Annotated in this window: 28 protein-coding genes, 1 tRNA gene and 1 pseudogene; 12 read left to right on the top strand and 18 right to left on the bottom strand. The window is 73.2% G+C overall.

What is annotated here, in order from left to right:
- From MNZ39_RS15530 to MNZ39_RS15520, 3 genes and pseudogenes are all read right to left on the bottom strand, one after another.
- Window positions 1-878 (bottom strand): annotated as a pseudogene (locus MNZ39_RS15530) (hypothetical protein); the annotation flags it as partial.
- Window positions 875-1,642 carry an ABC transporter ATP-binding protein gene (locus MNZ39_RS15525; protein ID WP_242339989.1) on the bottom strand — a complete coding sequence of 256 codons (768 nt, stop codon included), beginning with the start codon at window positions 1,640-1,642 and terminating at the stop codon, window positions 875-877. The pseudogene MNZ39_RS15530 and the gene MNZ39_RS15525, both read right to left, overlap by 4 nt.
- Window positions 1,643-1,748: 106 nt before the next feature.
- Window positions 1,749-2,111, bottom strand: coding sequence for a PilZ domain-containing protein (locus tag MNZ39_RS15520; protein WP_242339988.1), 363 nt, complete (start codon window positions 2,109-2,111; stop codon window positions 1,749-1,751).
- A gap of 188 nt (window positions 2,112-2,299) precedes the next feature.
- Between MNZ39_RS15520 and MNZ39_RS15515 the strand changes: the two genes are divergently transcribed.
- Complete coding sequence (locus tag MNZ39_RS15515; RefSeq protein WP_242339987.1) at window positions 2,300-2,902, top strand: DUF6066 family protein; 603 nt, start codon at window positions 2,300-2,302, stop codon at window positions 2,900-2,902.
- A gap of 74 nt (window positions 2,903-2,976) precedes the next feature.
- Here MNZ39_RS15515 and MNZ39_RS15510 read toward each other — a convergent pair whose 3' ends face one another.
- The 5 genes from MNZ39_RS15510 to MNZ39_RS15490 form a co-directional block, all read right to left on the bottom strand.
- On the bottom strand, window positions 2,977-4,605 hold the full coding sequence (locus MNZ39_RS15510; RefSeq protein WP_242339985.1) for a Do family serine endopeptidase: 1,629 nt from the start codon (window positions 4,603-4,605) through the stop codon (window positions 2,977-2,979).
- A 94-nt stretch (window positions 4,606-4,699) separates the two neighbouring features.
- A complete protein-coding gene (locus MNZ39_RS15505) occupies window positions 4,700-5,347 on the bottom strand; it encodes a nucleotide exchange factor GrpE (RefSeq protein WP_242339984.1) in 648 nt (215 codons plus the stop codon).
- A gap of 127 nt (window positions 5,348-5,474) precedes the next feature.
- Complete coding sequence (locus MNZ39_RS15500) at window positions 5,475-5,702, bottom strand: hypothetical protein (RefSeq protein WP_242339982.1); 228 nt, start codon at window positions 5,700-5,702, stop codon at window positions 5,475-5,477.
- A complete protein-coding gene (gene ftsH, locus MNZ39_RS15495) occupies window positions 5,699-7,753 on the bottom strand; it encodes an ATP-dependent zinc metalloprotease FtsH (RefSeq protein WP_242339981.1) in 2,055 nt (684 codons plus the stop codon). Before ftsH ends, MNZ39_RS15500 begins: the two co-directional genes overlap by 4 nt.
- Before the next feature lie 204 nt (window positions 7,754-7,957).
- Window positions 7,958-8,347: a (deoxy)nucleoside triphosphate pyrophosphohydrolase gene (locus tag MNZ39_RS15490; protein ID WP_242339980.1), complete on the bottom strand. Its 390-nt coding sequence runs from the start codon at window positions 8,345-8,347 to the stop codon at window positions 7,958-7,960.
- A gap of 137 nt (window positions 8,348-8,484) precedes the next feature.
- On the opposite strand from MNZ39_RS15490, the gene MNZ39_RS15485 reads away from it, so the two are divergent.
- Window positions 8,485-9,870: an MBL fold metallo-hydrolase RNA specificity domain-containing protein gene (locus MNZ39_RS15485; protein WP_242339979.1), complete on the top strand. Its 1,386-nt coding sequence runs from the start codon at window positions 8,485-8,487 to the stop codon at window positions 9,868-9,870.
- Window positions 9,871-9,898: 28 nt separating this feature from the next.
- Window positions 9,899-10,726 carry a homocysteine S-methyltransferase family protein gene (locus MNZ39_RS15480; protein WP_242339978.1) on the top strand — a complete coding sequence of 276 codons (828 nt, stop codon included), beginning with the start codon at window positions 9,899-9,901 and terminating at the stop codon, window positions 10,724-10,726.
- 9 nt (window positions 10,727-10,735) lie between these two features.
- Here the strand turns inward: MNZ39_RS15480 and pheA are convergent, their stop codons facing one another.
- The 3 genes from pheA to MNZ39_RS15465 all read right to left on the bottom strand — a co-directional run bounded on the left by pheA (window position 10,736) and on the right by MNZ39_RS15465 (window position 12,850).
- Complete coding sequence (pheA, locus tag MNZ39_RS15475; RefSeq protein ID WP_242339977.1) at window positions 10,736-11,572, bottom strand: prephenate dehydratase; 837 nt, start codon at window positions 11,570-11,572, stop codon at window positions 10,736-10,738.
- A 56-nt stretch (window positions 11,573-11,628) separates the two neighbouring features.
- Window positions 11,629-12,051: a large conductance mechanosensitive channel protein MscL gene (mscL, locus tag MNZ39_RS15470; RefSeq protein WP_242339976.1), complete on the bottom strand. Its 423-nt coding sequence runs from the start codon at window positions 12,049-12,051 to the stop codon at window positions 11,629-11,631.
- Window positions 12,052-12,190: 139 nt separating this feature from the next.
- Complete coding sequence (locus MNZ39_RS15465; RefSeq protein WP_242339975.1) at window positions 12,191-12,850, bottom strand: HAD family hydrolase; 660 nt, start codon at window positions 12,848-12,850, stop codon at window positions 12,191-12,193.
- 66 nt (window positions 12,851-12,916) lie between these two features.
- On the opposite strand from MNZ39_RS15465, the gene MNZ39_RS15460 reads away from it, so the two are divergent.
- From MNZ39_RS15460 to MNZ39_RS15445, 4 genes are all read left to right on the top strand, one after another.
- The gene (locus MNZ39_RS15460) at window positions 12,917-13,279 is read left to right on the top strand and encodes a hypothetical protein (protein WP_242339974.1); all 363 of its coding nucleotides are present in this window, start codon (window positions 12,917-12,919) and stop codon (window positions 13,277-13,279) included.
- Window positions 13,280-13,480: 201 nt separating this feature from the next.
- Window positions 13,481-13,657 carry a hypothetical protein gene (locus tag MNZ39_RS15455; protein WP_242339973.1) on the top strand — a complete coding sequence of 59 codons (177 nt, stop codon included), beginning with the start codon at window positions 13,481-13,483 and terminating at the stop codon, window positions 13,655-13,657.
- 137 nt (window positions 13,658-13,794) lie between these two features.
- Window positions 13,795-14,379 (top strand): GyrI-like domain-containing protein, encoded by a 585-nt coding sequence (locus MNZ39_RS15450; RefSeq protein WP_242339972.1) that lies wholly within the window; start codon window positions 13,795-13,797, stop codon window positions 14,377-14,379.
- A gap of 120 nt (window positions 14,380-14,499) precedes the next feature.
- Window positions 14,500-15,270, top strand: coding sequence for an SDR family NAD(P)-dependent oxidoreductase (locus tag MNZ39_RS15445; protein WP_242339971.1), 771 nt, complete (start codon window positions 14,500-14,502; stop codon window positions 15,268-15,270).
- Between the two features lie 29 nt (window positions 15,271-15,299).
- Here the strand turns inward: MNZ39_RS15445 and dmeF are convergent, their stop codons facing one another.
- Both dmeF and MNZ39_RS15435 read right to left on the bottom strand, forming a co-directional pair.
- Window positions 15,300-16,328, bottom strand: coding sequence for a CDF family Co(II)/Ni(II) efflux transporter DmeF (dmeF, locus tag MNZ39_RS15440; RefSeq protein WP_242339970.1), 1,029 nt, complete (start codon window positions 16,326-16,328; stop codon window positions 15,300-15,302).
- 390 nt (window positions 16,329-16,718) lie between these two features.
- On the bottom strand, window positions 16,719-17,192 hold the full coding sequence (locus MNZ39_RS15435; protein ID WP_242339969.1) for a hypothetical protein: 474 nt from the start codon (window positions 17,190-17,192) through the stop codon (window positions 16,719-16,721).
- Here MNZ39_RS15435 and MNZ39_RS15430 point away from each other — a divergent pair.
- The 5 genes from MNZ39_RS15430 to MNZ39_RS15410 all read left to right on the top strand — a co-directional run bounded on the left by MNZ39_RS15430 (window position 17,169) and on the right by MNZ39_RS15410 (window position 22,359).
- A complete protein-coding gene (locus MNZ39_RS15430) occupies window positions 17,169-17,339 on the top strand; it encodes a hypothetical protein (protein ID WP_242339968.1) in 171 nt (56 codons plus the stop codon). The genes MNZ39_RS15435 and MNZ39_RS15430 overlap by 24 nt on opposite strands.
- 182 nt (window positions 17,340-17,521) lie before the next feature.
- Window positions 17,522-17,722, top strand: coding sequence for a hypothetical protein (locus tag MNZ39_RS15425; RefSeq protein ID WP_242339967.1), 201 nt, complete (start codon window positions 17,522-17,524; stop codon window positions 17,720-17,722).
- An 11-nt stretch (window positions 17,723-17,733) separates the two neighbouring features.
- Window positions 17,734-20,517 carry a sensor histidine kinase gene (locus MNZ39_RS15420; protein WP_242339966.1) on the top strand — a complete coding sequence of 928 codons (2,784 nt, stop codon included), beginning with the start codon at window positions 17,734-17,736 and terminating at the stop codon, window positions 20,515-20,517.
- Entirely contained in the window at window positions 20,514-20,885 is a 372-nt protein-coding gene (locus MNZ39_RS15415) for a response regulator transcription factor (RefSeq protein ID WP_242339965.1), read from the top strand. Before MNZ39_RS15420 ends, MNZ39_RS15415 begins: the two co-directional genes overlap by 4 nt.
- Window positions 20,886-20,913: 28 nt before the next feature.
- Window positions 20,914-22,359, top strand: a complete 1,446-nt coding sequence (locus MNZ39_RS15410; protein ID WP_242339964.1) for a DUF294 nucleotidyltransferase-like domain-containing protein — start codon at window positions 20,914-20,916, stop codon at window positions 22,357-22,359.
- Between the two features lie 312 nt (window positions 22,360-22,671).
- Here MNZ39_RS15410 and MNZ39_RS15405 read toward each other — a convergent pair whose 3' ends face one another.
- The 5 genes from MNZ39_RS15405 to MNZ39_RS15385 form a co-directional block, all read right to left on the bottom strand.
- Entirely contained in the window at window positions 22,672-22,872 is a 201-nt protein-coding gene (locus MNZ39_RS15405; protein ID WP_242339963.1) for a hypothetical protein, read from the bottom strand.
- A 274-nt stretch (window positions 22,873-23,146) separates the two neighbouring features.
- Window positions 23,147-23,218 (bottom strand) — tRNA-Val (locus tag MNZ39_RS15400).
- A gap of 53 nt (window positions 23,219-23,271) precedes the next feature.
- Window positions 23,272-23,589, bottom strand: coding sequence for a hypothetical protein (locus MNZ39_RS15395; protein ID WP_242339962.1), 318 nt, complete (start codon window positions 23,587-23,589; stop codon window positions 23,272-23,274).
- Between the two features lie 14 nt (window positions 23,590-23,603).
- A complete protein-coding gene (locus MNZ39_RS15390; RefSeq protein ID WP_242339961.1) occupies window positions 23,604-24,014 on the bottom strand; it encodes an SCP2 sterol-binding domain-containing protein in 411 nt (136 codons plus the stop codon).
- 2 nt (window positions 24,015-24,016) lie between these two features.
- Window positions 24,017-25,636, bottom strand: a complete 1,620-nt coding sequence (locus MNZ39_RS15385) for an Hsp70 family protein (protein ID WP_242339960.1) — start codon at window positions 25,634-25,636, stop codon at window positions 24,017-24,019.
- Between the last annotated feature and the right edge of the window lie 197 nt (window positions 25,637-25,833).

The raw sequence follows: 25,833 nt of genomic DNA, 5'->3' as shown, positions 1-25,833 counted from the left end.
GCCGCGCGCGGCGCGCCGCCTGCCCCGGCCCGGGCCGAGGCGAGCGCGAGCCGGTAAGCGGCCCAGGCGGTCGCGCCGCCGGCCAGGACGAGCGCCGCGGCCCAGGGCAGCGCCGCGAGCACGCGGCCCGCGTAGAGCTCGCCGGCGCCGGCCTCCGCGAGCGCGGCGGGGTACGCGAGCCAGCGGAGCGCGCGGGCGCCGCGCAGCATGCGGAGCAGCGCGCCGGGATGGCCGGCGGTCCAGGCGAGGAGCACCCCCACGCCGACGTAGACCGCCGCGACCAGGATCTCCCGGGCGCGCCGGCCGCGGAGCAGCCGCGCGAGGAGCTCCTGGAGGAGCGCGACGAGCGCGACGGTGGCCACGACGAAGGCGGCGAGCACGACGGCGAGCAGCGCGAGCCAGGCGCCGGGACGCGCCACCGCGGCGCCGCCGAACGCGCCGGCGAGGAGCAGGCACCAGAACGCCGCGAACGGATCGCCCGCAACGGACGCCGCGAGCCCGTGGCCGAACGCCTGCGCCGGCGAGATGGGGTAGACGAGGAAGCGGCGCAGGTCGAGCGCGTCGCGCTCCGAGATCGAGAGCGACACCACCGTCCAGGTCTGCCAGACGCCGAAGAAGAGGGCCGCGATCGGCACGGTCGCCTGCAGCCCCCGCCCCGCGCGCACCGCCTGGTACGTGCCGATCCCGGTGAGCGCCGCGAAGGCGAGCCCGGCCGGCACGGCGACGACGTAGAGCGCGACGCGCGCGACGACCTCCGGCACGCCGCCGGGGCGCCGCAGCCGGCGCAGGAGCAGGAGCCAGCGGAGCTCCGCGAGCGCGCGCAGGGTGCCGAGCGCGCCCGGCGGCGCGGGCGCGCGTCCCCCCTCCCCCGCGCTCACGCGCCCTCGCCGAGCCAGGAGAGGCCGCGCACCTCGCCGCGCTCGTCTCCGACGGTGCGGATGAACACCTCCTCGAGCGTGAGGGCGCCGCGGACCTCCGCGAGCGTGCCCTGCGCCGCGAGGCGGCCCTCCCGGATGATCCCCACGTGCGTGACGATCCGCTCCACCACCTCGAGCACGTGGCTCGTGAGGAAGATCGTCAGGGCGCGCCGGGCGACGAGGTCCTGGAGGAGGCGCCGGATCCCGCTCACGGCGACCGCGTCGATGCCCTCGAACGGCTCGTCGAGGAAGAGCAGCCGGGGCCCGTGGATGAGGGCGCAGCCGAGCGCGAGCTTCTTCCGCATCCCGTGGCTGTACTCGGAGACGAGCTTCCCGGCGTCGTCCGCGAGCTCGAGCGCGCCGAGGAGCTCGTCGGCGCGCCGTCCGGCCTCGCGGCGCTCGAGCCCGTAGAGCTGCCCGTGGATGCGGAGCTGCTCCGCGCCGGAGAGGCGCTCGAAGAGCGCGAGGCCGTCCGGCACGACGCCGACGCGACCCTTCACGGAGAGCGGATCGACGGCGAGGTCCGTCCCGAGCACGCGCGCCCGCCCGGAGGTGGGGGCGAGCAGGCCGGTGAGCATCTTGATGGTCGTGCTCTTCCCCGCGCCGTTCGGACCGAGGAACCCGTAGAACGCGCCCTCCGGCACGGCGAGCGCGAGCCCCTCCACGGCGGCCCGCCCGTCGAACAGGCGCGTGAGCCCCTCCGTCTCGATCGCGAGCGTCGTCACGGGGCTGTTCTACCGCGGGCCGGGGAGGCGTGCCGGCGAGCCACCCACGATGGCACGCGGCCCCGGCGGGCGGCGCGACGCAGGCGACACGGCGGGTGAAGCGGGATCACTGGAGCGCGGCGGAGACCGCGTCGTCCTCGAAGTAGAGGAACCGCACGCCCATGCCGCGAAGCGCGAGCGGGCCGCGGTCGGCGGCGGGCGTTCGGCCGATGAGGTGGCAGACGTAGCGGACCTCCGCCACGGCGGTCATCTCGCCCGACTCGGCGGGGAACGTGACGCGGACCTGGGAGCCGATGGGGTGCGGGACGCGGGTCTCGACGAACATGCCGCCCTCGGAGATGTTCCGGGCGATCCCGAGCCCCATCCCGCGCTCGCCCTCGAGGTAGACGCGGAAGACCTTGTCGAGGCGCGGCGTCGCGCGACGTTCCACCGGCGCCGTCGTCCGCCCGTCCTTGCGGCTGTTCAGCATGTCGTCCGCCTCCTGCCTGAGACCGCAGGCTAGGGCGGTGTGCGAATGTGGTCAAAAAAGCGACCTGCGCCTTCATGGGCGCTCCTGCCGCACGCCGAAGGATTAACTTTCCTACAGGCCGGAGGGCGCCACGCTAGACTCGAGGCACCCGCCCGGGCGACCTGCCCGATTCGAACGGACTCCATCACATGCGTCTTCTCTGGGTCGCGGTACTGCTCCTCGCCTCCACCCCTGCTGCCGTCCGAGCGGGCGAGCGCTTCGACGCCGTCGCGACGAGCGCGGAGCGCCTCGACGCGCTCGAGCCCTTCCTCGCGCGCTACGTCGGCCACTGCACCGACATCTACACGCGCGCGGCCTGCGAGGCGAACGTGCTCGCGGCGCGCCGGTCCGTCGCCGGCAAGACGTTCACCGTTCGTGTCACCGACGCGGCGACGCTGGTCCGCGCCGAGCTGCAGGGCGACGGTTTCGTGCTGCTCGTGACGCCCTTCGTGGACGGCGGCGGGCTCGCCCTCACCCACGGCGCGCCGGCGCGGCAGGACGCCTCCGGCCACCCCCTCGTGAACCTCATTCCCATCCGCGGAAAGCTCCCGCCGGGCGTGATGGACATGGAGTTCCAGGGGCCGTTCCGCACCGGCGCCATCGAGCTCGAGATCGTCTTCAAGCCCGAGCGGACCTGGAAGCTGCCGCGGCGCGGCGAGGGCGGGCAGATGGAGGGCGTCGCCGCCCGCTTCGTGGCCATCCGCGTCATGGACGCGCGCACCGGCAACGAGATCGCCTCGCGCGTGCTGTAGCCGCCGCGCGAAAGCTGCTCCAGAGGGCCGCCCCGCCGACCGGGACGGCCCTCTGCTCTTCTGCGAGGCCGGGGCTACTGCCGTCCGCCGACCGGGACGGCCACGTAGACGAGGTCCTGGCCGCGGCGCACGCGCAGGAGCGCGACCTCGCCGTCCTTCATCCTGGCGATCGCCTGCGCGACGTCCTGGACCGTCTTCACCGGCTTCCGGTTCAGCTCGACGATGATCATGCCGGGCTCGATGCCGGCGCGCGCGGCCGGACCGCTCGCCACCACGTCGCGGACCAGCACGCCGTCGCCCGGCTCGACCCCGAGCTGGCGCGCGATCTGCGGCGTCAGATCGCCGAGCGTCACGCCGAGCTTCGGGCTCTTGTCGCCCTTCGGCTCCTCCTCGCCCGTGTCGCCGCGCGCGATCGCCTCCTCGTCGTCCGGGCGCTGCGCGACGGCGAAGCTCACCTGCTTCTTCTGCCCGCCGCGGAGCACCGTGAGGTCCACCTTGCTGCCTGGCGCGACCAGGGCGACGGTGCGCGTGAGATCGCTGCCCGAGGCCACCGGCTTCCCGTTCACCGCGACGATGACGTCGCCCGGCTGGACGCCGGCCTTGGCGGCGGGGCCGCGCGGCACGACGGCCTGCACGAGCGCGCCCTTCTGATCGGGCGGCAGCCCGAAGCCCTGCGCGAGGTCGCGGCTCAGGTCCGTGATCGACACGCCCGCGTAGCCGCGCGTCACCTTCCCCTTCTCGCGGAGCTGCGGGAGGATCGACTTCGCGAGGTTGATCGGGACGGCGAAGCCGACGCCCGAGCCGAGCTGCGGCGACACGATGGCCGTGTTGATGCCGACCACCTCGCCCTTGAGGTTGAAGAGCGGGCCGCCCGAGTTGCCGGAGTTGATGGCGGCGTCGGTCTGGAGGAAGTCGTCGTACGTGCCGGTGGGGTTCACCTCGCGGCCGCGGTGCTTCGCCGAGATGATGCCGAGCGTGGCGGTGTTGCGCAGGCCGAAGGGGCTGCCGAGCGCGAGCACGAAGTCGCCCTGCCGGATCGCGTCGGAGTCGCCGAGCACGACCGTGGGGAGGTTCTTCGGCGGGTTCACGAGCTTGATGAGCGCCACGTCGGTGGCCGGGTCCCGCCCGACCGTCTCGGCCTTGAACTCGCCGCCGTCGGTCAGCCGGACGAGGATGTCCGTGGCGTCCTGGACGACGTGGTTGTTCGTGAGGATGAAGCCCTCCGGGCTGATGAGGAAGCCCGAGCCGAGCGACGAGCCGCGGAACTCCTCGGGCATCTGCGGCGCGGGGCGACCGCCGAAGAACCTGTCGAAGAAGTCCTGGAACTCCTGGTCGTCGCCGCCGCCCTGCCCGGGCGCGCCGCCGCGGCCGCCCGGGGCCTGCCCGCGGCCGTGCGGCGACTGAGGCATCCCGCGGACGGGCGGGTGCTTCATGACGGTGGTGGTCGAGATGTTCACGACCGCGCCCTGCACCTTCTCGATGAGCGGCGCCACCGAGCCCTGCGAAGGAACGGCGATCTGCGCCTGCTGCTGCGCGGACTGCTGTGGGGACTGCTGCGCGGCGTCGACGTACAGCGGCGCCCCCCCACCGGCCGGTGCCGCTGCGGAACGCTGGGGCTCGGTCGCGGCGCGGCCATCCTGCGAGCACGCGAGCAGGGCCGCGATGAACGTGACGCTGAGGCTTCGACGGAAGATGCGGCGCATGCTGCACTCCTGGGAAAGTTGATCCGGCCGAAAGACGCCCGGCGTGGAGATCTATTCCCGCCACGCCGCGGCCGGAGCGGAACCGCGCGAGATGCTACGCCTGCGCGAGACGCCCCACCCGCACCCGCGCGGGGCGAAGGACGCGGTCGCCGATGCGATACCCCGGCCGGATCTCGTGCAGCACGACGCCGTCCTGCGCCGCGTCCGCCACGGGGATGACGTCGATGGCCTCGGCGACGTGGGGATCGAAGGGCTGGCCTTGCACGGGGATCTTCTGCGCGCCGAGCTCGGCGATCCGCTTGTGCAGCGAGACCAGCGAGATGCGCACGCCCTCCGCGAGGTTCCGCAGGGCGTCCCCCTGCACCTCGCCGGCGCTCACCGCCGCCAGCGCTCGCTCGAGATCGTCGGCCGCCTCGAGGAGCGCCTGCACCACGTTGGCGCGCTCGGCCTCCAGGAGGCGCGTGCGCTCGCGCTCGAGGCGCTGCCGGAAGGCCTTGTTGTCCTCGACGAGCGACGCGTACGCGCGCGACAGCTCGTCGATCCGGGTCTGCTGGGCGGCGAGCTGCGCGTCGCGCGGGTCCGCGCCGGCCTCCGCCTCCGGAGCCGCCTGCGCGCCCCCGGTCCCCTCGGACCCGCCCTCCTCCACCGGCGCGCCGTCGCTGCGGAACCGCCGCCTGTCGACGACCTTCACCTGCGGCTCGCCACCCTCCGCGCCGGGCGCACCGCGACGTTCATCGGACATGCCTTGTCGTGACCTCCGGCCGCGAACGTAACCACACGTCCAGGGCTGTCAAACGCGTAGAGCCCCGCCTGCGCGCGGACGCGCCGGGGGCTCGTTCGATCGGGACGGCGCGCCGTTCGGCGCGGGCTCAGGGCGGCGGCGGGTCTCCGGGCAGCTCGTCGAGGGCCTCGCCACGCGCGTCGCGGATCTCCACGCCCGCGGCGCGCAGGCTGTAGAACAGCAACCAGCGCTCCGCCGGGGACAGGCTGCCGTGGGGGAGCGCCCGATCGATCTCCTGGAGCGACAGGTGTCCCCGCCGGATGCCGGTCTGGAAGAGGACCTTGCGCGCCTCGTGGCTCTCGGACGCGTGCTTCACTCTCCGTCCCCGGGTGCCGTGCGAGCCACCGCCTGCGGCCCCTGCCAGGAGTCGCGGTGCTCCTCCGCCATCGCCACCGGCCGCGAGGGGTTCTCGGGCGGCGCCTCCGCGTGGCCGGGGCCGTGGATGGTGCCGGGCCGGGAGACCTTCGGGCCCCACAGCCGCGTCATCTCCTCCTCCTCGACCACCTCCGCCGTGAGGAGCCGCGCGGCCATGGCGTCGAGCTTCTCGCGGTGGTGGCGGATCGTCTCCTGCGCGCGCCCGTGCGCCTCCACGACGAGGGACTGCACCTCGCGGTCCACCTCGAGCGCCGTCTGCTCCGAGTACGTACGCGGCTCGAACCCCTTGCCGAGGAAGGACGGCGCGCGCTCCTCGTTGAGCGCGATCGGCCCGAGCGATGGGCTCATGCCGTAGTCCTTGACCATCATGCGGGCGAGCCCGGTCGCCTGCTGGAGGTCGTTGGAGGCGCCGGTGGACGGCTCGCCGAACACCTCCTCCTCCGCGACGCGGCCGCCCATGAGCCCCGCCATGCGGTCTCGCAGCTCGGACAGCGTGAGGAGGTAGCGATCCTCGATCGGCAGCTGGAGCGTGTACCCGAGCGCGCCGAGGCCGCGCGGGATGATGGAGACCTTCGTGACCCGGTCCGCGTAGGGCAGCATCCAGGAGACGAGCGCGTGCCCGGCCTCGTGGAACGCGACGATCTCCTTCTCGCGCTCGTTGATGCGCCGGCTCTTCTTCTCGAGCCCGGCGACGACGCGCTCGATCGCCTCCTCGAACTCCGAGCGCGTGACCGCGCTCTTGTTGCGCCGCGCGGCGAGGAGCGCCGCCTCGTTCACGACGTTCGCGAGGTCGGCGCCCGCGAAGCCCGGCGTCCGCGCCGCGACCGAGCGGAGGTCCACGTCGGCGCCGAGCTTCACGTTCTTCGCGTGGATCTGGAGGATCTTCTCGCGGCCGCGCTTGTCCGGGCGATCCACGAGGACCTGCCGGTCGAAGCGGCCCGGCCGCATCAGAGCCGGGTCGAGGATCTCGGGCCGGTTCGTCGCGCCCATGATGATGAGCCCGGCGCGGGCGTCGAACCCGTCCATCTCCGCGAGGAGCTGGTTCAGCGTCTGCTCGCGCTCGTCGTGGCCGCCGACGACGCCCGAGTTGCGCGACTTGCCGAGCGCGTCGAGCTCGTCGATGAAAACGATGCACGGCGCCTTCTGCGTCGCCTGCGCGAAGAGGTCGCGCACGCGCGCGGCGCCGACGCCCACGAACATCTCGACGAACTCGGAGCCCGAGAGCGAGAAGAACGGCACGCCCGCCTCGCCCGCGGTGGCGCGCGCGAGGAGCGTCTTGCCGGTCCCCGGGGGTCCGACGAGCAGCACGCCCTTCGGGATCCGGCCGCCGAGCCGCCGGTACTTCTCCGGCGTCTTCAGGAACTCGACGATCTCCTGGAGCTCCTCGACCGCCTCGTCGATGCCGGCCACGTCCTGGAAGGTGATGCCGGTGTCCGGCTCCATGTGGACGCGCGCGCGCGTCTTGCCGAACGCCATGACGCCCGGCGGCCCCTGGCCCATCTGCCCGGACATGCGCCGCATGATCCACGCCCAGAACAGGAGCCCGAGCGCGATGGGCGCGACCCAGACCCAGAACAGGTCTCCCATGCCGCCGCCGGCGACCGCGTCGTACGGCACGCCGGCCTTCTCGATGGCCGGGACGAGCTCGTCGTCGCCGCCGGGGATGCGCGTCGCGACGTACGGGAGCGCCTGACCACCCTTGTCGCTCTTGTCGCCGTCGGCGGCGCCGCCCTCCACCGGCTTCGGGATGCCGCGCACCCAGTCCGGCCCGATCACGACGCGCTCGAAGCTGCTCTGGCGCACCATGTCCTTGAACTGCGAGTACGGGATGCGCCGCACGCCGACGTCCTGGAACGCGCGGAAGAGGAACACCGCCAGCGCGATGAGCACGAGCCACGCCGCCGGCGAGGCGAGCGGCACGCGTGTCTGCGGTCCCTGGCGCGAGCCTCGCTCGCCCCGCTGTCCGTGTGGCTTCTTGTCGTCCGCTGGCACTGGGCCTCCCGCCCCCTTCGCAGGGAATCTGTGCATGTCGGGGGAGCGGGCAATCCGCCGCCTCACGATGGAGCGCACCGAACCGAGGTCGGGCGAGGGCAGCAGACCGGCAGGGTCTTGCCAGGCGGGCGCGTGGCCGAAAGACGGGCGCTTCCGCGGCGCGGGCTGGCGCGCCGCGCTACGATCCGGTGGACGCCCCTGGCGTCACAGCCCGAGCAGCTTCGCGATGGTCTTCTCGTCCGCCGCGGGGAACTCGTACTGATCGAGCTCGTCGGGGCGCACCCACCGGTGGGCGTGGACGCGCAGGTTCTGGATGGGCCCGCTCACGAGCCTGCAGCGGTAGACGCAGAAGTCGATGTCGTAGCTCTCGTACGCGTGCTCGACGTGGATCACGCGATCGCCGACCTCGACGCCGATCGCCATCTCCTCGCGCAGCTCGCGCGCGAGCGCCGCGGGGTCCGTCTCCCCCGCCTCGACGCGTCCGCCGGGAAACTCCCACAGGAGCGGCAACGACGCGCGGGGCGGGCGCTGGGTGATGAGGTACTTCCCGTCCTGCTCGATCATCGCCCCGACGACCCGGATCTTCCGGCGCATCGCTTGTGTCCCCGTTCGCCTCGAGGCCGTCGGACGGCGCTCGCCTGAACTCGTCGGAACGACGCGGCGGGCGCGACCGCCCGCTCCGGCAGGCGGCGCACCTCGCCGACCCTCATGAATTGTAGAATCGGCACACCATGGCGTCCATCCGGTTCCTCGGCGCGGCGGGTACGGTGACCGGCTCGCGCTTCCTCGTCGAGTCCGGCTCGGCGCGGGTCCTCGTCGACGCAGGCCTGTTCCAGGGGCAGAAGGAGCTGCGGCTCAGGAACCGCGCGCCCTGGCCGGTGCCGCCGGGCTCGATCGACGCGGTGGTCCTCACCCACGCGCACCTCGACCACACCGGGGCCTTGCCGCAGCTCGTCCGCGACGGCTTCCGCGGCCTCGCGCATTGCACGCCCGCGACGCGCGACCTCGCAGGCCTCCTGCTGCCCGACTCGGGCCGGCTGCAGGAGGAGGAGGCGCGCTACGCGAACCGGAAGGGTTACTCGAAGCACGCCCCGAATGCGGCGCCGCTCTACTCGGAGGCCGACGCGCTGGCCGCGCTCCCCGTCCTCTCGCCCCTCCGCTACGGAGAGCTGCGCGAGATCGTCCCGGGCGTTCGCCTCCGCTTCCGCCGCGCGGGCCACATCCTCGGCAGCGCCCTCGCGGAGCTCGTCCTGGATGGCCCCCGGCCCGTGAGGCTCCTCTTCAGCGGCGATCTCGGCCGCTACGGCGCGCCGATCCTGCCCGACCCGGAGCCGGGCGCCGCCGCCGACGCGCTCGTCCTGGAGAGCACCTACGGCGGCAAGCGCCACCCGGAGGTCCCCGCCGCAGCGGCCCTGGCGGAGGAGATCCGGCGCTCCGTGCACGCGGGCGGGGCCATCGTGATTCCGGCCTTCGCGATCGGCCGCACCCAGGAGGTGCTGTTCACGCTCCGCGCGCTCGAGAAGCGCGGCGAGATCCCGGCCCTCCCCGTCTTCGTGGACTCGCCGATGGCGCTCGACGCGACGCCGTTCTTCCTCGCGCACCGCGACGAGCACGACGACGAGATGACGAGGCTCATGGCGGCCGGCGAGGAGCCGCTCCGGCCGGCGAAGCTCACCTTCTGCCGGAGCCCCGATCAGTCGAAGGCGCTGAACGACGTGCGGGGCCCGTGCATCATCCTGTCCGCCTCGGGCATGGCGACCGGCGGGCGCGTGCTCCACCACCTCGCGCACCGGCTGCCCGATCCGCGGACCACCGTCCTGCTCGTCGGCTTCCAGGCGGCCGGGACGCGCGGCGCCACGCTCCAGAGCGGCGCGCAGACCGTCCGGATCCACGGCGAGGACGTGCCGGTGAGGGCGCGGGTGGCCACGATCAGCGGCTTCTCGGCGCACGCCGACGAGGCGGAGCTCTCGCGCTGGCTCGCGACGTTCCCCTCGAAGCCGCGGCGGACCTTCCTCGTGCACGGCGAGGCCGCCGCGCTCGCCGCCTCGAAGGCGCGGATGGACAAGCTCGGCTGGCCGGCGCACGTGCCGCGCCACCTCGAGGAGGTCGCGCTGTGATCCCCGTCCCACGCCGGGGGACGCGCTGATGCTCGGCCCGCGGCTGCTCCTCGACGGTGCCCTGGGGACGGCGCTCATCGCGCGCGGGCTCCCTCCGGAGGCGCTCCCGGAGGAGTGGCTCCTCGCGCGTCCCGGGGTCGTCCGCGACGTCCACGCGGAGCACGCCGCGGCCGGGGCCGGTCTCCTCCTCACCTGCACCTTCAACCTGGCGGCGCCGAGGCTCGCCGCGCGCCTCGATCCCGTCCGCGTCGAGGCGCTCGCCGCGGCGGCGGTGCGGGTCGCGCGCGAGGCGGCTCCGCACGCGCGGGTCGCCGGCGCGCTCGGCCCGACGGGCCTCGCCGGCCCGGGACGATCCGCGCCGGTCCGCGCCCTCGCCGCGGGCTACGGGCGCGCAGCCCGGGCGCTCTGCGCCGCGGGCGCGGACCTCCTCTGGCTCGAGACGCAGCACGAACGGGCCGAGGCGCGCCTCGCCCTGGTCGCGGCGCGAGCCACCGGCCTCGAGGCGGTGGTCACCTTCACCCCCTCCGGCGGGCCGCCGTGGACGCTCACGGACGGCACGCCCGTCGAGGAGGCGCTCCTCGCGATGGCGTCGCTCGGCGCGAGCGCCGCGGGCGTGAACTGCGTCGCCCCCGGGGCGGCGCTCGCGGAGCTCGCGGCGTGGGCGCGGGGTGCCCTCCCCGTCCCCTTCGTGGCGAAGCCGAGCGCGGGGCTGCCGGGCGCGGTGCGAGCGCCGGAAGCCTTCGCGGCGGACCTCTCGCCCGCGCTCCGCGCGGGGGCGGCGCTCGCGGGCGGCTGCTGCGGCGCGACGGGCGATCACCTCCGCGCGGTCGCGGCGAGCTGGCGCGCGATCGCGTAGGCGAACGGGCTACGGGGCCTGGCCGCGCGGGTACGACCCGAGGAGCCAGAGCCGGTGCACGCGCGCGCGGACCCCGGCGAGCGCCTCCGCGCCCGCGGCGTCGAGCCGGTGCGCCTCGAAGTCCAGGAAGAAGACGTAGTGCCCGAGGGCCTGCTTCATCGGGCGGCTCTCGACCTTGGAGAGGTTGATCCCGCGGCTCGCGAGCTCGCCGAGGACCTCGTACAGCCCGCCCGGCCGATCCCGGTCGAGCGTGAAGGCGATGCTGGTGCGGTCGGCGCCGGTCGGCGCCTCGTCGGCCTGCGCGAGCAGCACGAACCGGGTGAAGTTCTCGTCCACGTCCTGGATCGACTCGGCGAGCAGCTCGAGCCCGTAGCGAGCGGCGGCCGCGCGCGAGCCGATGGCGGCCGCGCCCGCGCCCGCCTCTCCCGCCCCGACCTTTCGCGCCGCCTCCGCGGTGGAGTGGGTCGGCTCGAGCGTCACGCCCGGGAGCCGCTCGCCGAGGAAGCGGCTGCACTGCCCGAACGGCTGGGGGTGCGAGAGCACGCGGCGGACTTCCTCGAGCCGCGTGCCGGGGCGCGCGAGGAGGTGCTGGCGGACGGGCAGGAGCAGCTCGCGGCGGATGAGCGGCCCGGGCTCGTGCACGAGGAGATCCAGCGTCGCGCCGACGCTCCCCTCGATCGAGTTCTCGATGGGGAGGAGCGCGCCGTCGACCTCGCCCCGGCGGAGCGCGTGGTAGGCGTCGGCGAAGGTGGGCCGAGGGATCGCCTCGCCGCCGCGGACGAGGTCGCAGCGCGAGACGGCCTCCTCGCTGAACGTGCCGGGAGGGCCGAGGTAGGCGATGCGCATCCTCGACTCTTACCACGGCGCAGAGGCCTCGCCGCGCTCTCGCGCGCCGGCTTCGTTCAGACCTCGGAGGTGCAGGCGCGGCACCGGCGCGCGGCGGCGGGGATCGTCTCGAGGCACTGCGGGCAGGCCTTCGTCGGCGACGGCGCGGCGGGCGGTGGCGCGCGGACGAACGCCTTCAGGACGAGGAACACGACGAGCGCGATGACGCCGAACTCGAGCAGCCTGCCGAGCACCTCGCCGTAGCCGATCGCGTTCCCGCGACCGAGCTCGAGCTTCATCTGCCGCCACTCGTTCTGCCCCGGCAGCAGGAGCCCGACGATCGGCATCACCACGAGCTCGACGATCCCGGAGACGACCTTCCCGATCGCCGCGCCGATCACCACGCCCGCGGCCAGGGCGACCACGTTCTGCTTGAGCAGGAACTCCCGGAACTCCTTCGCGAAGCCGGTCCGGCGCGTCGCCTCGGTAGCGTCCACCATCGTGTCCTCCGTCCAGCGGAGCCGCGCGCGCGTTCGTGCCGCGGGACGGCCGCCCCGCGGGAGCGTAGCCCGGCGTGCGCGCGGGTGGGTGAGGAGCTGCTGCGCCCGGTGGGGTGCGAGCCGTCGCTCCCGGCGACGGCTAATGGCCGGCCGCCGCGGCGAGGGCCGGCAGCGGGGCGAGATCCTCGAGCAGCGCCAGGGCACCCGCGGCGAGGAGCCGCGGGCCATCGCACGCACCGTGGAGGACCCCGTAAGCCCTCACCCCCGCGGCGCGCGCCGCGGCGATGTCATGCGGCGAGTCCCCGACGAGGATCGCCTGCGTCGGGGTCCGCTCGAGCCGCGCGAGCGCGACGTGCACCGGCTCGGGATCCGGCTTGCACCGCGCGCAGGTGTCGGCGCCCACGATCGCCTGCATGTACCGCAGGAGGCCGGTGTGGCGGAGGGTCCTCAGCGCACCCTCCTCGGTCTTGGCCGTCACCACGCCGATCGGGTGCCCGCCCGCCGCGAGCGACTCGACCACCTGGAGCGCCCCGGGGAAGGCACGCGTCATCCGGTCGTGATTCTCGACCCAGAACTCGCGGTAGCGCGCCACCAGGGGGTCCACGTCCTCCGGACGGCGCACGAACGAGGCGACCTGCGCCCTGAGCGGGGTGCCGATCCCTGCGATCCACTGGGCGTCGGTCGGGCAGCGGCCGTAGCCCTCGAACGCATGCCGGACCGAGGCGAGGATGAAGGGGACGGTGTCGACGAGCGTGCCGTCGAGGTCGAAGAGGATGGCGATGGGGTCGCGTGCCGACAAGGGACGCGGAGCATAGTGCAAATTCTCCCCTTGCGCCGCGCAGCGAGTGCCTAACGTTCCTTCGAGATGACGGGCGCAGCGATCGTTCGATGGCAGGCGGGGGACGCGGTCGTGCTGGCGGTCCACGGCGCGTTCGACGGCGCGTCGGCCTGGGCGCTGCGCCTCGCCATGGAGGAGTCGGAGGCCACGCGCTTCGTGGTCGACCTCACGCACGCCGAGGAGGCGTTCGAGTTCGCCGCGAGCATCCTCGCGACGTTCAGCCGGCAGTGCTGGCGAACGAAGCAGATCGCCTTCCTGCCGGGCAGCTCAGATCACGCCCGCCTGCTCTCCGGCTTCGGGCTCGAGGTGCTCGAGGACGAGGTCGCCGCCGGGCTCCCCCTCGCGCTGGCGTGGTCGGCCGAGGACCTGGAGCCGGGCGCGACCGCCTGACGATTCACCCTCAGTCCAACGCGGCCTCGCGCCGCGGACGCGCCGTCGCAGGGCCAGGGGCGCGAGATCACGAGAAGAACACCGCCCCACACAGCGGCCTACGACCGGGATCGTGGGACTCCCGGCTCGGAGGTTCTGCGCGAATACTCGCAAGCGTTGGTTCCGCGACCCGGTCCGCCGTAACCCTATTCCGGAGGAACCATGGACCGCATCCACTTCGTTGCGAAGAACGCGGCGCTGTGCGGAGCAGTCGAGGCACGCTGGTGCACGATCCTCCAGGAGACGGTCACCTGCGCCGAGTGCCGGCGCCGGCTGCGCGAGCGAGAAAGGTCCCAGGACTCGCGCTGCGAGCTCCCGGCGCTCACGCCGAACACCTGAGCGGGCGGGGAGCGCCAGGCGGCGGGGCCGGTGCGCGGGCCCTGACGCTGCTGCTCCCTCCGCGAGCTCGTGCGGCGCGGGCTTGCGTCCTCGCCCGGGCGTGCGCGTTGTTTCCCCCAGAGCCTGGGAGGTGGTCTATGGAGGGAGCGCACGCGGCCGAGCCGCCGCTGACCGGTCGCGCCGAATACGCCGCAGCGGAGGCGCCGCGCCTCGTGACCGTCGAGCCGGCGCGGTACCTCGCCAAGGTCGGGCGGGGCGAGCCCGGAGGCGGCGCCTTTCAGGCGGACGTTGCCGCGTTGTTCGCGGTGGCCGGCGAGCTGGCGCGCCGCGGTGTCCCGACCGAGCCCGGGTTCCTCGAGGCGCTCTGGTGGACCCCCGACGTCACGCGGGGGACGTTCACGTGGGAGCTGCTCCTGCGCCTCGCCGACGCCGCGCCCGGACGCGTCGCGCTGGCCGAGGCCGCTGCCGCCGTCGCCGAGGCGTCGCCGCTCGCGCGCGACGTCCGCATCCAGGAGCTCTCCGAGGGTGAGTGCCTGCAGACGCTCCACCGCGGGCGCTACGACGCCGTGGGCCCGGCCGTCGCGCGCCTCGAGGCCGCGGCGCAGGAGGAGGGGCGCCGCCTCGCACCTCCGATCCACGAGATCTACCTGAACGGTCCGCCCACGCCCCCGGACGCGCTGCTCACCATCGTGCGCCACCCGCTCGCGCCGTTCGAGCACTGAGGACCGAGGGCGCGCTGCTCGGCACGCCGTGCGCGATCGCGGTGGCGCGCCGACGCGGTCCCGGCGGCGCCCCGGCCGCGAGCGCGGCGAGCGGGACTCGAGCCGCGCTACACTCGCGCCATGGACCTCGGCCTCGACGGGAAGATCGCGATCGTGACCGGCGGGAGCCGCGGGATAGGGCGCGCCATCGCCGTCGAGCTCGCACGCGAGGGAGCGCGCGTCGCGATCGGCGCGCGGGGGGAGGCCGCGCTCGCCGAGACGCTGCGCGCGCTCGAGGCCGAGGGACCCGGGCCGCACCTCGCCCTCCCCTGCGATCTGACCACGGCGGAGGGGGTCGACGCCCTCGTCCAGGCTGCGGCGGAGCGCCTGGGTGGCGTGGATCTGCTCGTGAACAACGTGGGCGGCTCGGGTGCGCGCCGCCTGGCCGAGGCGGACGAGGCGGACTTCCGCGCGGTGCTCGACCGGAACCTCTTCCCCGCGCTGCGCGCGAGCCTGCGGGTCATCCCCGAGCTGCGGCGCCGCGGCGGCGGCGCGATCGTGATGATCGCGTCGATCTGGGGACGCGAGGCCGGGGGCGGGCCTTCCTACAACATCGCGAAGGCCGCGGAGCTGAGCCTCGCGAAGGCCCTCGCCGGAGAGGTCGCCGCGGACGGGATCCGCGTGAACGCGGTCGCGCCCGGCTCGATCGAGTTCCCCGGCGGCGGCTGGGAGCGCCGCCGGCTGGCCGACCCGGAGGGCATCGCCGAGTTCGTGCGCCGCGAGATCCCGGGCGGGCGCTTCGGACGTCCCGAGGAGGTCGCCGCGGTCGTGGCCTTCCTCTTGTCGCAGCGCGCGAGCTGGGTGAACGGTGCGTGCTGGGTGGTGGACGGCGGTCAGAGCCGGACGTTCTGAGCCGAGGCGGCCGCGATCGAGGACGGCGGTCAGGCCGCGCCGCGCGAGCCGCCCGCCTCGCAGCGGTGCACCTCGACGGTGACGTGCGCGAGATCCGGGAAGCGCGCGAGCCGCTGCTTGTAGGCGGCCGGGGGTCGCGGGTCCTCGGTCACGACCGAGACGATCGCCCCGAGGTGGCGCGGGCCGACGCGCCAGACATGCAGATCCGCGAGCCGATCGCCGCCCTCCTCGAGCGCCGAACGGATCTCCTCGCGACGTCCGGGCGCCACCTCCGCGTCGAGCAGCACGGCGGAGGTGTCCCGCAGGAGCCCCACGGACCAGCGGGCGATGACCAGCGCACCGACGATGCCCATCACCGGATCCATCCAGGTCCAGCCGAGCGTCTTGCCCGCGAGGAGCGCCACGATCGCGAACACGGAGGTGAGCGCGTCGGCGAGCACGTGGAGGTAGGCAGCGCGGAGGTTGTGGTCTCGGTGGCCGTGGCGGGACGCGTGGGCGTGCCCCGCGCCGGGATCCCCGGGGCCGGGGTGGTCGTGCGCGGGGTCCTCCTCGTGATCCTGATCGTGGTCGTGATCGTGGGCATGGCCGTGGTCGTGCCCGTGGTCCTCGCGCAGGAGGAACGCGCAGAAGAGGTTCACGGCGAGGCCGATGCAGGCGACCAGGATCGCCTGATCGAAGCGGATCGAGACCGGCGAGGCGAGCCGGACGGAGCTCTCGGCGAGCACGAGGAACGCGATGACCGCGAGCCCCACCGCGCTCGCGAACCCGCCCAGGGCGCCGACCTTGCCGGTGCCGAAGGTGTAACGCGGGTCGGCGGCGTGCCTTCGTGCGTAGGCGTAGGCGAACGCGGCGACCGAGAGGGCCGCCGCGTGCGTTCCCATGTGCCAGCCGTCCGCGAGGAGCGCCATCGACCGGAACAGCATCCCGGCGGCGATCTCCGCGACCATCATCGCGAGCGTGAGCCCGACCACCCAGCGGGTGCGCCGCTCGGCGCGCGCCGGCTCCTGCCCGACGAAGGCGTGCTCGTGCCGCCAGCTCTCGACGCTCTCCGCGTGCATGTCGCCCTCCGCCCGGGCCTGAGCCCCGAGCGGGCGCACCATAACGCAGCCGTGACCCGCGCGCGCGCTCCGCGTGCGAGCGGCTGCTCCCCTGGTGTCAGCCCGGCGTGGCGGCCCCAAGAATGCAGGCTTGCGGTCACCTCCCCGCCGTGGCCGTGCAGGGGGTCGTCACAGCGGGTGCGACCGGGTTTCACGCACAGTCGTTCTCACGGTTTGTGCGGACCGTCCCGGAATCTCCGCTGCATTCGCCAGTTGCACGCGCCGTAGGGGTCGTCACCTACGGTGGAACCCGTCGCCTGGTCCATGGACGGCGGGATACCGGGCGATGGCTCGCCTGCCTAACTCCCCCCCTGCGCGCCAATCAAGGCCGCCTCTTCCAGGACAGGGGAATCAGATGAAGCTCCTCAGCAAGCTGCTCGTGGCGTTCGTCGTGCTCTCCGGAACTGCGTACGCGCAGTCCGCCAAGGTCGACATGGGGATGGGAGTGCTGAAGGCGCTGCCGAAGGCGGCGGCCGCCGGCGCCGGTGAGTGGCAGACCCTCATGACGGGCAGCATCCACACGTCGTCCCAGAAGGACCTCATGTTCGGCGTGTCGCTCGTCACCTCGCTGTTCACCGACACCACGGTGGCGAGCAGCCAGTACCGCAAGAGCGAGGCCGAGGCCGAGGCGAAGATCGAGGTCCGCGTGCTGGTCGACGGCAACGAGGCGGCGCCCAACGAGGTGACGTTCGATCGCCGGCGCCAGTGCCTGATGGCGCAGTTCGACGGCTTCAGCTGCCAGATCCTGACGGCACCGTCGCGCTCGACGGCTGCGCGTATCAGGACGAGATCCTCCAGCTCGTGCTCGACACCGAGGCGGCCCACGCGTTCTTCTTCGGCGCCGCGAACGTGGACGTCGGCTACCACACCATCACGGTCCAGGCCCGCACGACGACCTCCACGACCGGCCTCGCGAACGCCCAGGCGGTCATCGGGAAGGCCGCGTTCACGGTCGAGGAAGTGCGGCCGTGAACGGCGCCACCATCGAGCTCAAGTAGCCTGCTCGAAAAGCCCCGCGGTGAGGGCGCCTCGCACGAACGGGGGCGCCCTTCGCTCGTCCGTCGCATTCGAATGCCGTCCGAGCGATCCGGGCCGTCCCGCATGGGCCGCGAGGAGCGCGCTATAGTGCACCTCGACCTGCGGTCGGAGGCGCGATGAGCCGCTCGGGCACGACGGGGCCGCGCCTGGTCGCCATCTTCCTGATGGGCGGCGCGCTGCTGAACTACCCGATCCTCTTCCTCTTCGCGCGTCCCGGCGAGCTCGCCGGGATCCCGCTGCTCTACGCCTACGTGTTCGCGGTGTGGATCCTGATCATCCTCCTCATGGCGCTCGTCATCGAGCGGGCGCGGGTCTAGGAGCGGGGCCCATGCTCCAGCGCTGGGTGATCGGCGTCGCCTCGTTCGCCTACCTCGGCGTGCTGTTCGCGATCGCGTACTACGGCGACCGGCGCGCCGCCGCCGGCCGGTCGCTCATCGCGAACCCGTACATCTACGCCCTGTCGCTCGCGGTGTACTGCACCACCTGGACGTTCTACGGCAGCGTGGGCCGCGCGGCGTCGAGCGGCGTCGGCTTCCTCCCCGTCTACCTCGGGCCGACGCTCATGGTGCCGCTGTGGTGGTACGTGATGCGGAAGATCCTCCGCATCAGCAAGGCCTACCGCATCACCTCGATCGCCGACTTCGTCGCCTCGCGCTACGGCAAGAGCCAGCTGCTCGGCGGGCTCGTGACGATCATCGCCGTGCTCGGCGTCATCCCCTACATCTCGCTCCAGCTCAAGGCGATCTCCGGCAGCTTCACGATCCTCCTGCACTATCCGGGCATCGTCATGCCGGGCAAGGCGCAGGCGCAGCCGTTCCTGCAGGACAGCGCCCTCTACATCGCGCTCATGCTGGCCGCCTTCACGATCCTGTTCGGCACCCGCCACCTCGACGCCACCGAGCGCCACGAGGGGCTCGTGGCGGCCATCGCCTTCGAGTCGGTCGTGAAGCTGCTCGCGTTCCTGGTCGTCGGGGCGTTCGTGACGTTCGGCATGTACCGCGGCTTCGGCGAGGTCTTCCGGCTCGCCGAGCGCACGCCGGAGCTGCGCGGGCTCCTCACCGTGCCGAGCACGAGCGGCAGCTACGTGACCTGGGCGTTCCTGACGCTCCTGTCGATGCTCTCGATCATGTTCCTGCCGCGGCAGTTCCAGATCACCGTCGTCGAGAACGTGGACGAGGACCACCTCGGCAAGGCGATCTGGCTCTTCCCGCTGTACCTCCTCCTCATCAACGTCTTCGTCCTGCCGGTCGCCATCGGCGGGCTCTCCCTCCTCGCGGAGGCGGGCGTGGACGCGGACACCTTCGTGCTCACCCTGCCGATCTCCCAGCAGAAGGAGGCGCTGACGCTGTTCGTGTTCATCGGCGGTCTCTCCGCCGGCACCGGGATGGTGATCGTGGAGACGATCGCGCTCTCCACCATGGTCTGCAACGACCTCGTCATGCCGGTGCTGCTGCGGCTGAAGTCCCTGCGCCTCAACGCGTGGCGCGACGTCTCGGGCCTCCTGCTCTCGATCCGCCGGCTGGCGATCGGGGCGATCCTCCTCCTCGGCTACGTCTACTTCCGCGTCGCGGGCGACGCGTACGCCCTCGTCGCGATCGGCCTCATCTCCTTCGCGGCGGTCGCCCAGTTCGCGCCGGCGATCCTCGGCGGCATCTACTGGCGCGGCGGCACCCGCTCCGGCGCGATCGCCGGGCTCTCCGGCGGGTTCGTCGTCTGGGCCTACACGCTGCTCCTCCCGTCCTTCGCCAAGTCGGGCTGGCTGCCCGCGCGCTTCCTCACCGACGGGCTCTTCGGCCTCGCGCTGCTCCGGCCCCAGGAGCTGTTCGGGCTCGTGGGCATGGACGAGATCCCGCACGCCCTGTTCTGGAGCATGCTCGCGAACATCGGCCTCTACGTGGGCGTGTCGGTCGCGAGCCGGCCCGGCGTCGCCGAGACGAGCCAGGCGACCCTGTTCGTCGACGTGTTCGAGCGCACCCACGCCTTCGACCGGTCCCGCTTCTGGCGCGGCAGCGCCTCGGTGCAGGATCTGCTCCCCCTCACCGGCCGGTTCCTCGGACCGGACCGCGCGAGGGAGGCCTTCCTCGCCTACGCGCGGCGACGCGGGTGCGCGTCGCTCGACGCCCTGCCCGCCGACGCGGATCTCGTCCACTTCGCCGAGACCCAGCTCGCCGGCGCGATCGGGGGCGCCTCGGCGCGCGTCCTCGTCGCCTCCGTGGTGCAGGAGGAGCCCGTCTCGATCGACGAGGTGATGGACATCCTCGACGAGGCGTCGCAGGTGCGCGCCTACAGCCGCGAGCTCGAGCAGAAGTCGCGCGAGCTCGAGACCGCGACCGCCGAGCTGCGCGCGGCGAACGCCCAGCTCCAGGAGCTCGACCGGATGAAGGACGAGTTCATGTCCAGCGTCACCCACGAGCTCCGGACGCCGCTCACGTCGATCCGCGCCTTCTCCGAGATCCTCAGGGAGGATCCCCGCACGAACCTCGCCGACCGCTCGCGCTTCCTCGCCATCATCGTCAAGGAGACCGAGCGGCTCACCCGCCTCATCAACCAGCTCCTCGACATGGCGAAGATCGAGTCGGGCAGCGCGGAGTGGCACACCTCCGAGCTCGACGTGCAGGAGGCCATCCAGGACTCGGTCGACGCGACGAGCCAGCTGTTCCGCGACAGCGGCGTCGAGCTCACGGTTTCGTTCGCGCCGGCGCCGCGCGTCCGCGCCGACCGCGACCGCCTCGTGCAGGTGCTCATGAACCTCCTGTCGAACGCGGTGAAGTTCTGCCCGCGCGGCGGCCGCGTGGAGGTCCGGCTCGCGCCGGCGCCGGACGGCGTGCGGGTGGACGTGCAGGACAGCGGCCCCGGGATCGGCGCCGCCGACCAGGAGCTCATCTTCGAGAAGTTCCGGCAGGTGAGCGACACGCTGACCGGCAAGCCCCGCGGGACGGGCCTCGGCCTGCCCATCAGCCGCAGGATCGTCGAGCACTTCGGGGGACGGCTCTGGGTCGAGAGCGAGCCCGGCCACGGCGCGACGTTCTCGTTCGTGCTGCCGCTCGACGCGGGCGCCCGCGCCGCCGGCGAGGCTCCGCGCGTGGCGGAGCGGAAGGAGGTCGGGCGATGAGCAAGCGCGTGCTGATCGTGGACGACGAGCCGAGCATCGTCATCTCGCTCGAGTACCTCCTGCAGCGCGAGGGCTACGAGACGGCGGTCGCCCCGGACGGCGAGGCGGCGCTCGAGGCGATGGCGGCGGCGCCCGACCTGGTGGTGCTCGACGTGATGCTGCCCAAGCTGAACGGCTTCGAGGTGTGCGAGCGCATCCGCGCCGACCCGCGGTGGCGGGGGACGAAGATCCTCATGCTCACCGCCAGGGGCCGCGACACCGAGGTGGCCCGGGGGCTCCGGGCCGGCGCCGACGCGTACGTGACGAAGCCGTTCTCCACGAAGGAGCTCCTGGCGCAGATGAAGGACCTGCTCGGCGTCCGGCGCTGAGCCTCGCGCGAGCGACGGAGGAGCGACCGTGGGGACCGAGGGGCGACGCGCGACGCTGTCGATGTTCAGCCCGCTGGCGGCGATCATCCGCCGCCCCGCGGTGACGGTGCCGCTCGACGCGACCCTCCGGGTGGCGCTCGAGCGCATGGAGCGGACGCGCATCGACTCCATCGTGGTGACGGACCGGACGGGAGACGTCCCACTCGGCATCTTCACCCTGCGCGACCTCCTCCGGCGCGTCACGCTGCCCGGCGGCGACCTGCAGCAGCCGATCGCCGCGGCGATGACGGGCGGCCTCGTCACGCTCCGGCCCCAGGCGACCGCGCACCAGGCCGCGCTGCTGATGGCCCGGAACGCCATGGGACACGTCGTGGTGGTGGACGGCGAGGGGCGGCTCGCCGGCGTCGTGTCGCGGGACGATCTCTTCGGGCTCCAGCGGGTCGGCCTCGGCGAGGTGAGCGGCGAGATCGCCGCGGCGAAGGACCTCGCCGCGCTCCGCGGCGCGGCGGCGGAGATCCGGCACCTGGCGATCGGCCTCGTGGCCCAGGGCGTCGGCGCGGAGCTGCTCACCCACTTCACCTCGACGCTCACCGATCTGCTCACCATCCGGATCATCGACCTGACGATCGACGAGCACGACCTGCCGCCGGTGCCGTTCTGCTGGATCGCCCTCGGGTCGGAGGGCCGCCTCGAGCAGACGTTCAGCACCGACCAGGACAACGGCCTCGTCTTCGAGGCCGAGGAGTCGGACGCCGCGGAGGTCCGCGCGGCGCTCGTCCCGTTCGCGCGGGCGGTGAACGAGAAGCTCGACGCCTGCGGCTTCCCCCTCTGCAAGGGGGGCATCATGGCGGGCAACCCGCAGTGGTGCCTCACCCTCGACGAGTGGCGGCGCGCCTTCGGGCGCTGGATCCACGAGCCGCAGGCGCAGGCGCTCCTCCACGCCTCCGTCTTCTTCGACCTCAGGCCGATCCACGGGGCCGACCGCCTCGCGGAGCAGCTCCGGGAGTGGCTCCTCGCCGAGACTGCGGAGCGGCCGCTCTTCCTGCGCGTCCTGGCCGAGAACGCGCTCACGTGCCAGCCGCCGCTCGGCACGCTCCGCGACTTCGTCTTCGACAACCGGGCGAAGGACTTCCCCCACACGCTCGAGCTCAAGACCTACGGCTCGCGACCGTTCGTGGACGCCGCGCGCATCCTCGCGCTCGCCCACCGCATCCCGCACACGAGCAGCGCCGAGCGCCTCCGTGCGGTCGCGGACGCCGGGCACCTCGGCTCCGGCAGCGTCGCCGCCCTCGTCGACGCCTTCTACTTCATCCACCTGCTCCGCCTGCGAAACCAGGCGACGCACGCGCCGGGCGAGGGCGCGAACCGGGTGGACCCGAGGGAGCTCAACGACCTCGACCGCCACGTCCTCAAGGAGGCGTTCCGGCAGGCGCGCAGGCTGCAAGGCCTCGTCGCCCGCGAGTACGAGCTGTGATCGTGCGCGGGGCGCGACCCGGGGGGCGACGGGCAGGCGCTCTAGCCGACCGAGAAGGGCGAGCTCGGTCGTGATGGCGATGGCGCTCCGGAGCGTGCGGTACAGGGGGCACGCGTCCGCGAAGAAGCCGTGCACGCGCTCGGCGGTCTCCCGCTGCTCGGCGCTCCCTTTCAGCTCCAGGACCACGTGGATGCGCCGGATGACGAGCACGCGCTCCTCGAGCTCGACCTCGCCCGTGACCCGCGCACGGAGCCTGTCGCCGGTGGCCGGGATCTGGCGCGCCTCCAGCGCGCCTCCGAAGGTGCCGAGCAGTCAGCCGCCGGTGGCGCCGATGACGTAGTCGAGCGTCGTCGCATGGGGCTCGAACGTGCCGGGCGCCCTACCGTAGTGCTCCGCGACCGCGCCGTGGGTCCCGAAGAGCACGGGCTCGGGCTCGGCAGGGAGGTGGGCTCTCCGGATCGAGCCCGCGAGCCGCTCGATGACGATCTCCGGGCGATACGCGACGTCCGCCATGGCGGCCTCCTGGCGCGGGGCGGACGCGTCGTGCGCCGCGCGCCGCAACTCACCCTGTAGCAGGGCGCCTCGGTGCGCGCAGCCCCGCGAGCGTCCTGCCGGCGATGGCCCGTCCGGCCCCCGGAGGTCACCCTGGGTGACGCACGGCCACGCTCGGCAGCCGCGGATCGTCGCTGCCGAGAGGACGCGGGGTTTCCCGGCGGGTAGGCGCCCGAGGCGACCCTCCAGAAAAGGGAAAGGGGCTGGCGTCTCCGCCAACCCCTCGATCTTCTTGTGGGCGCTGCAGGTTTCGAACCTGCGACCCCAGCCGTGTGAAGGCTGTGCTCTACCGCTGAGCTAAGCGCCCCGGTGCAACGAGGCGGCGGAGTATGCCGTCGGTCCCGGGTCGTGTCAACGAGCTCAATGCGTCGTGGGACCGTCCGGTCCGTCGCCCGGCCGACCCGGCTCGTCGAGCCGGTGCGAGAGCTCCCGCGCCTTGCGCTTGATGCGGGCGAGCTGCTTCGCGAGCTCCTGGTAATCCTGCCGGCCGGGCACGCCCGCGGCCTTCATGAAGCGGGTCTGCGCCTCCTCGAGCCGCTTGCGACCGCGCTGCGCGGCGCCCACGGCGCGCGCCACGGCCTCCTGGCCGCGCGGGTCCTTGAGGACCGCCTCCGTCGCCTGGGTGACGAGCCGGGTCCCCGTCTCGAGGAGCCGCTCTGCGAAGCCCTTGCGCGCCATCCGTCTCCGCCTCCTCAGGGGAACTCGGTCACGACGGCGCAGAGCGCCGCATCGACCACGTAACGGAATCCGCTCCGCCGCACCAGCGCCTCGAGGTCACCTTCGACCCGGACGCGGCCGGAGATCGCGGCCTTCACGGGGTCGCCCCCGTTGAAGAGCCCCTTCCATGTGCCGTAGGGCGCGCGCACGACGTAGGCGGGCTCGAGCTCGAGGAGATCGTCGGGATCCTCGAGCAGACGCCACTCCACGATCTGCCCGCGCGCGTGGCGCGCGTAGGCCGCCACGTCCGCCTTCCAGGCGGGCCTCTCCGCCTCGACCACGAAGGCGGCGTCGGCGCCGAGCCCGGCGAGCGCCCTCGCGAGGTCCGGCTGCCGGTTGAGCGCGGCGGCGACCGCGTCGATCCACTCGCGAGATCCGAAGCGCATCGCTAGCCCCGCTTCAGCCACCCGAAGATGCCGCCGCGGCGCTCGCCCGCGTCGCCCTCGGCGGCGCGACCGCCCTCCCCCGCCGCCCGCCCGCGCGCGTCCTCGGCGAGCGCGCGCCGGATCGCCTCGGGCGTGTCGCGCGTCGCGAGCTCGAGCTCGGTCATGCCCTTCACCGGATCGTCGAAGCTCACCTTGAGCAGGCACTCCTCGTCGAGCCTGAAGTCGATGCGCCGGCCCGTCGCCGCCGCGGGCAGCCGGATCGAGCCGAGGAACTCGTCGTCCACCACGTGGTCCGAGTCGCCCTGGTAGATGTCGATCTCGATGGGCTTCCCCGGCTCGCGCGGCGGCGGGAGGCGGAAGCTCTTCGAGGCGGGGATGGTGGTGTTCTTCTCGAGCACCCGGCGGAACAGGTTCTGCGGCGTGGCGATGCCGATGGGCATCGACAGCACGTCCACGAGCGTCACCGAGTCGATCTGGCCGAGGGAGTCGCCCAGGATCGCCGCGCCGAGCGCGACGCACTCGTCGGGGTGGACGCCCTTGCGCGCCGGCTTGCCGAAGTGCTGCTGGATCTTCTGCTGGACGAGCGGCATCCGGCTCTGCCCGCCGACGAGGATGATCTCGTCGATGTCCTGCGGGCGGAGCCGCTTGTCGGCGAGCACCTGGTCGCACAGCTCGAAGGTGCGGTCGACGAGGTCCATCGTGAGGTCGTCGAGCTGCTGGCGGGAGAGCGGCACGCGGACGTCGAGCGGGCGCCCCTTCTTCTCCTCGATGTAGGGCAGGTCGATCGTGACGTTCGGGATGAGCGACAGGTCGATCTTCGCCGCCTCGGCGCCCTTCTTGACCCGCTGCATCGCGATGGGCGAGCCGGCGAGGTCGATCTTGTGCTGCCGCCAGAAGTCCTCGAGGACGTAGTCGATGATGCGGTTGTCGAAGTCCACGCCGCCGAGGAACGTGTCGCCGCCGGTCGCCAGCACCTCGAAGACGTTGCCCTGGAGCTGGAGCACCGAGACGTCGAACGTCCCGCCGCCGAGGTCGTAGACCAGGATCTTCTGGTCGAGCGCGCGCCCGAACCCGTACGCGAGCGCGGCCGCGGTCGGCTCGTTCACGATCCGTCTCACCTCGAACCCGGCCAGCCGTCCGGCCTCGCGCACCGCCTGGCGCTGGGCGTCGGAGTAATAGGCCGGCACCGAGATGACCGCCTCGTCGATGTCCTTCTGCAGGAACTGGCCGGCGATCTTCTTGATGTGCGCGAGCACCATCGCGGAGATCTCGGGGAGCGTGAGGATCTTGCCCCCCAGCGTCACCGCCGCGTCGCCGTTCGGCCCCTCGACGATGTCGTACGAATAGTAGTTGCGCAGCTCCTGGACGACCTTGGAGCTCCACTTGCGCCCGATGAGCCGCTTCGCGCCGTAGATGGTGTTCTTCGGGTTCGTGACGAGCTGGTCCTTCGCCACGGCGCCGACGAGGAAGTCGGCCTTGTCCGAGAGCGCCACGACCGTGGGCAGGATGAGGTTGCCGCGGTCGGTCGGGACCACCTTGGGGAGCCGGCTGCGGACGTGCGCGACGCAGGCGTTGGTCGTGCCGAGATCGATGCCGAGGACGGGCTTCTCGCGGGCGGCCATGTGCCCGGATCCTTAGCACGAATCTAGAACGGCACGTCGTCCCCGTCCCCGTCCCCGTCCCCGTCCTCGGGCCCGTCGTTCGCGGCCGGCAGCTCGCGCGCGGCGCTCCCGCGCGCGCCGAGGCGCGGCGCGTCGGCGGGATCGGGCGCGCCGAAGAGCGCCGGCACGACGCGCGGGTCGCGCGGCGGGAGCTGCCC

It is taken from the genome of Anaeromyxobacter sp. SG66 (assembly GCF_022690805.1).
Classification (GTDB): Bacteria; Myxococcota; Myxococcia; order Myxococcales; family Anaeromyxobacteraceae; genus Anaeromyxobacter; species Anaeromyxobacter soli.
The sequence above is the reverse complement of the archived record's forward strand: the minus strand, read 5'-3'. Positions and strand labels throughout refer to the sequence as shown.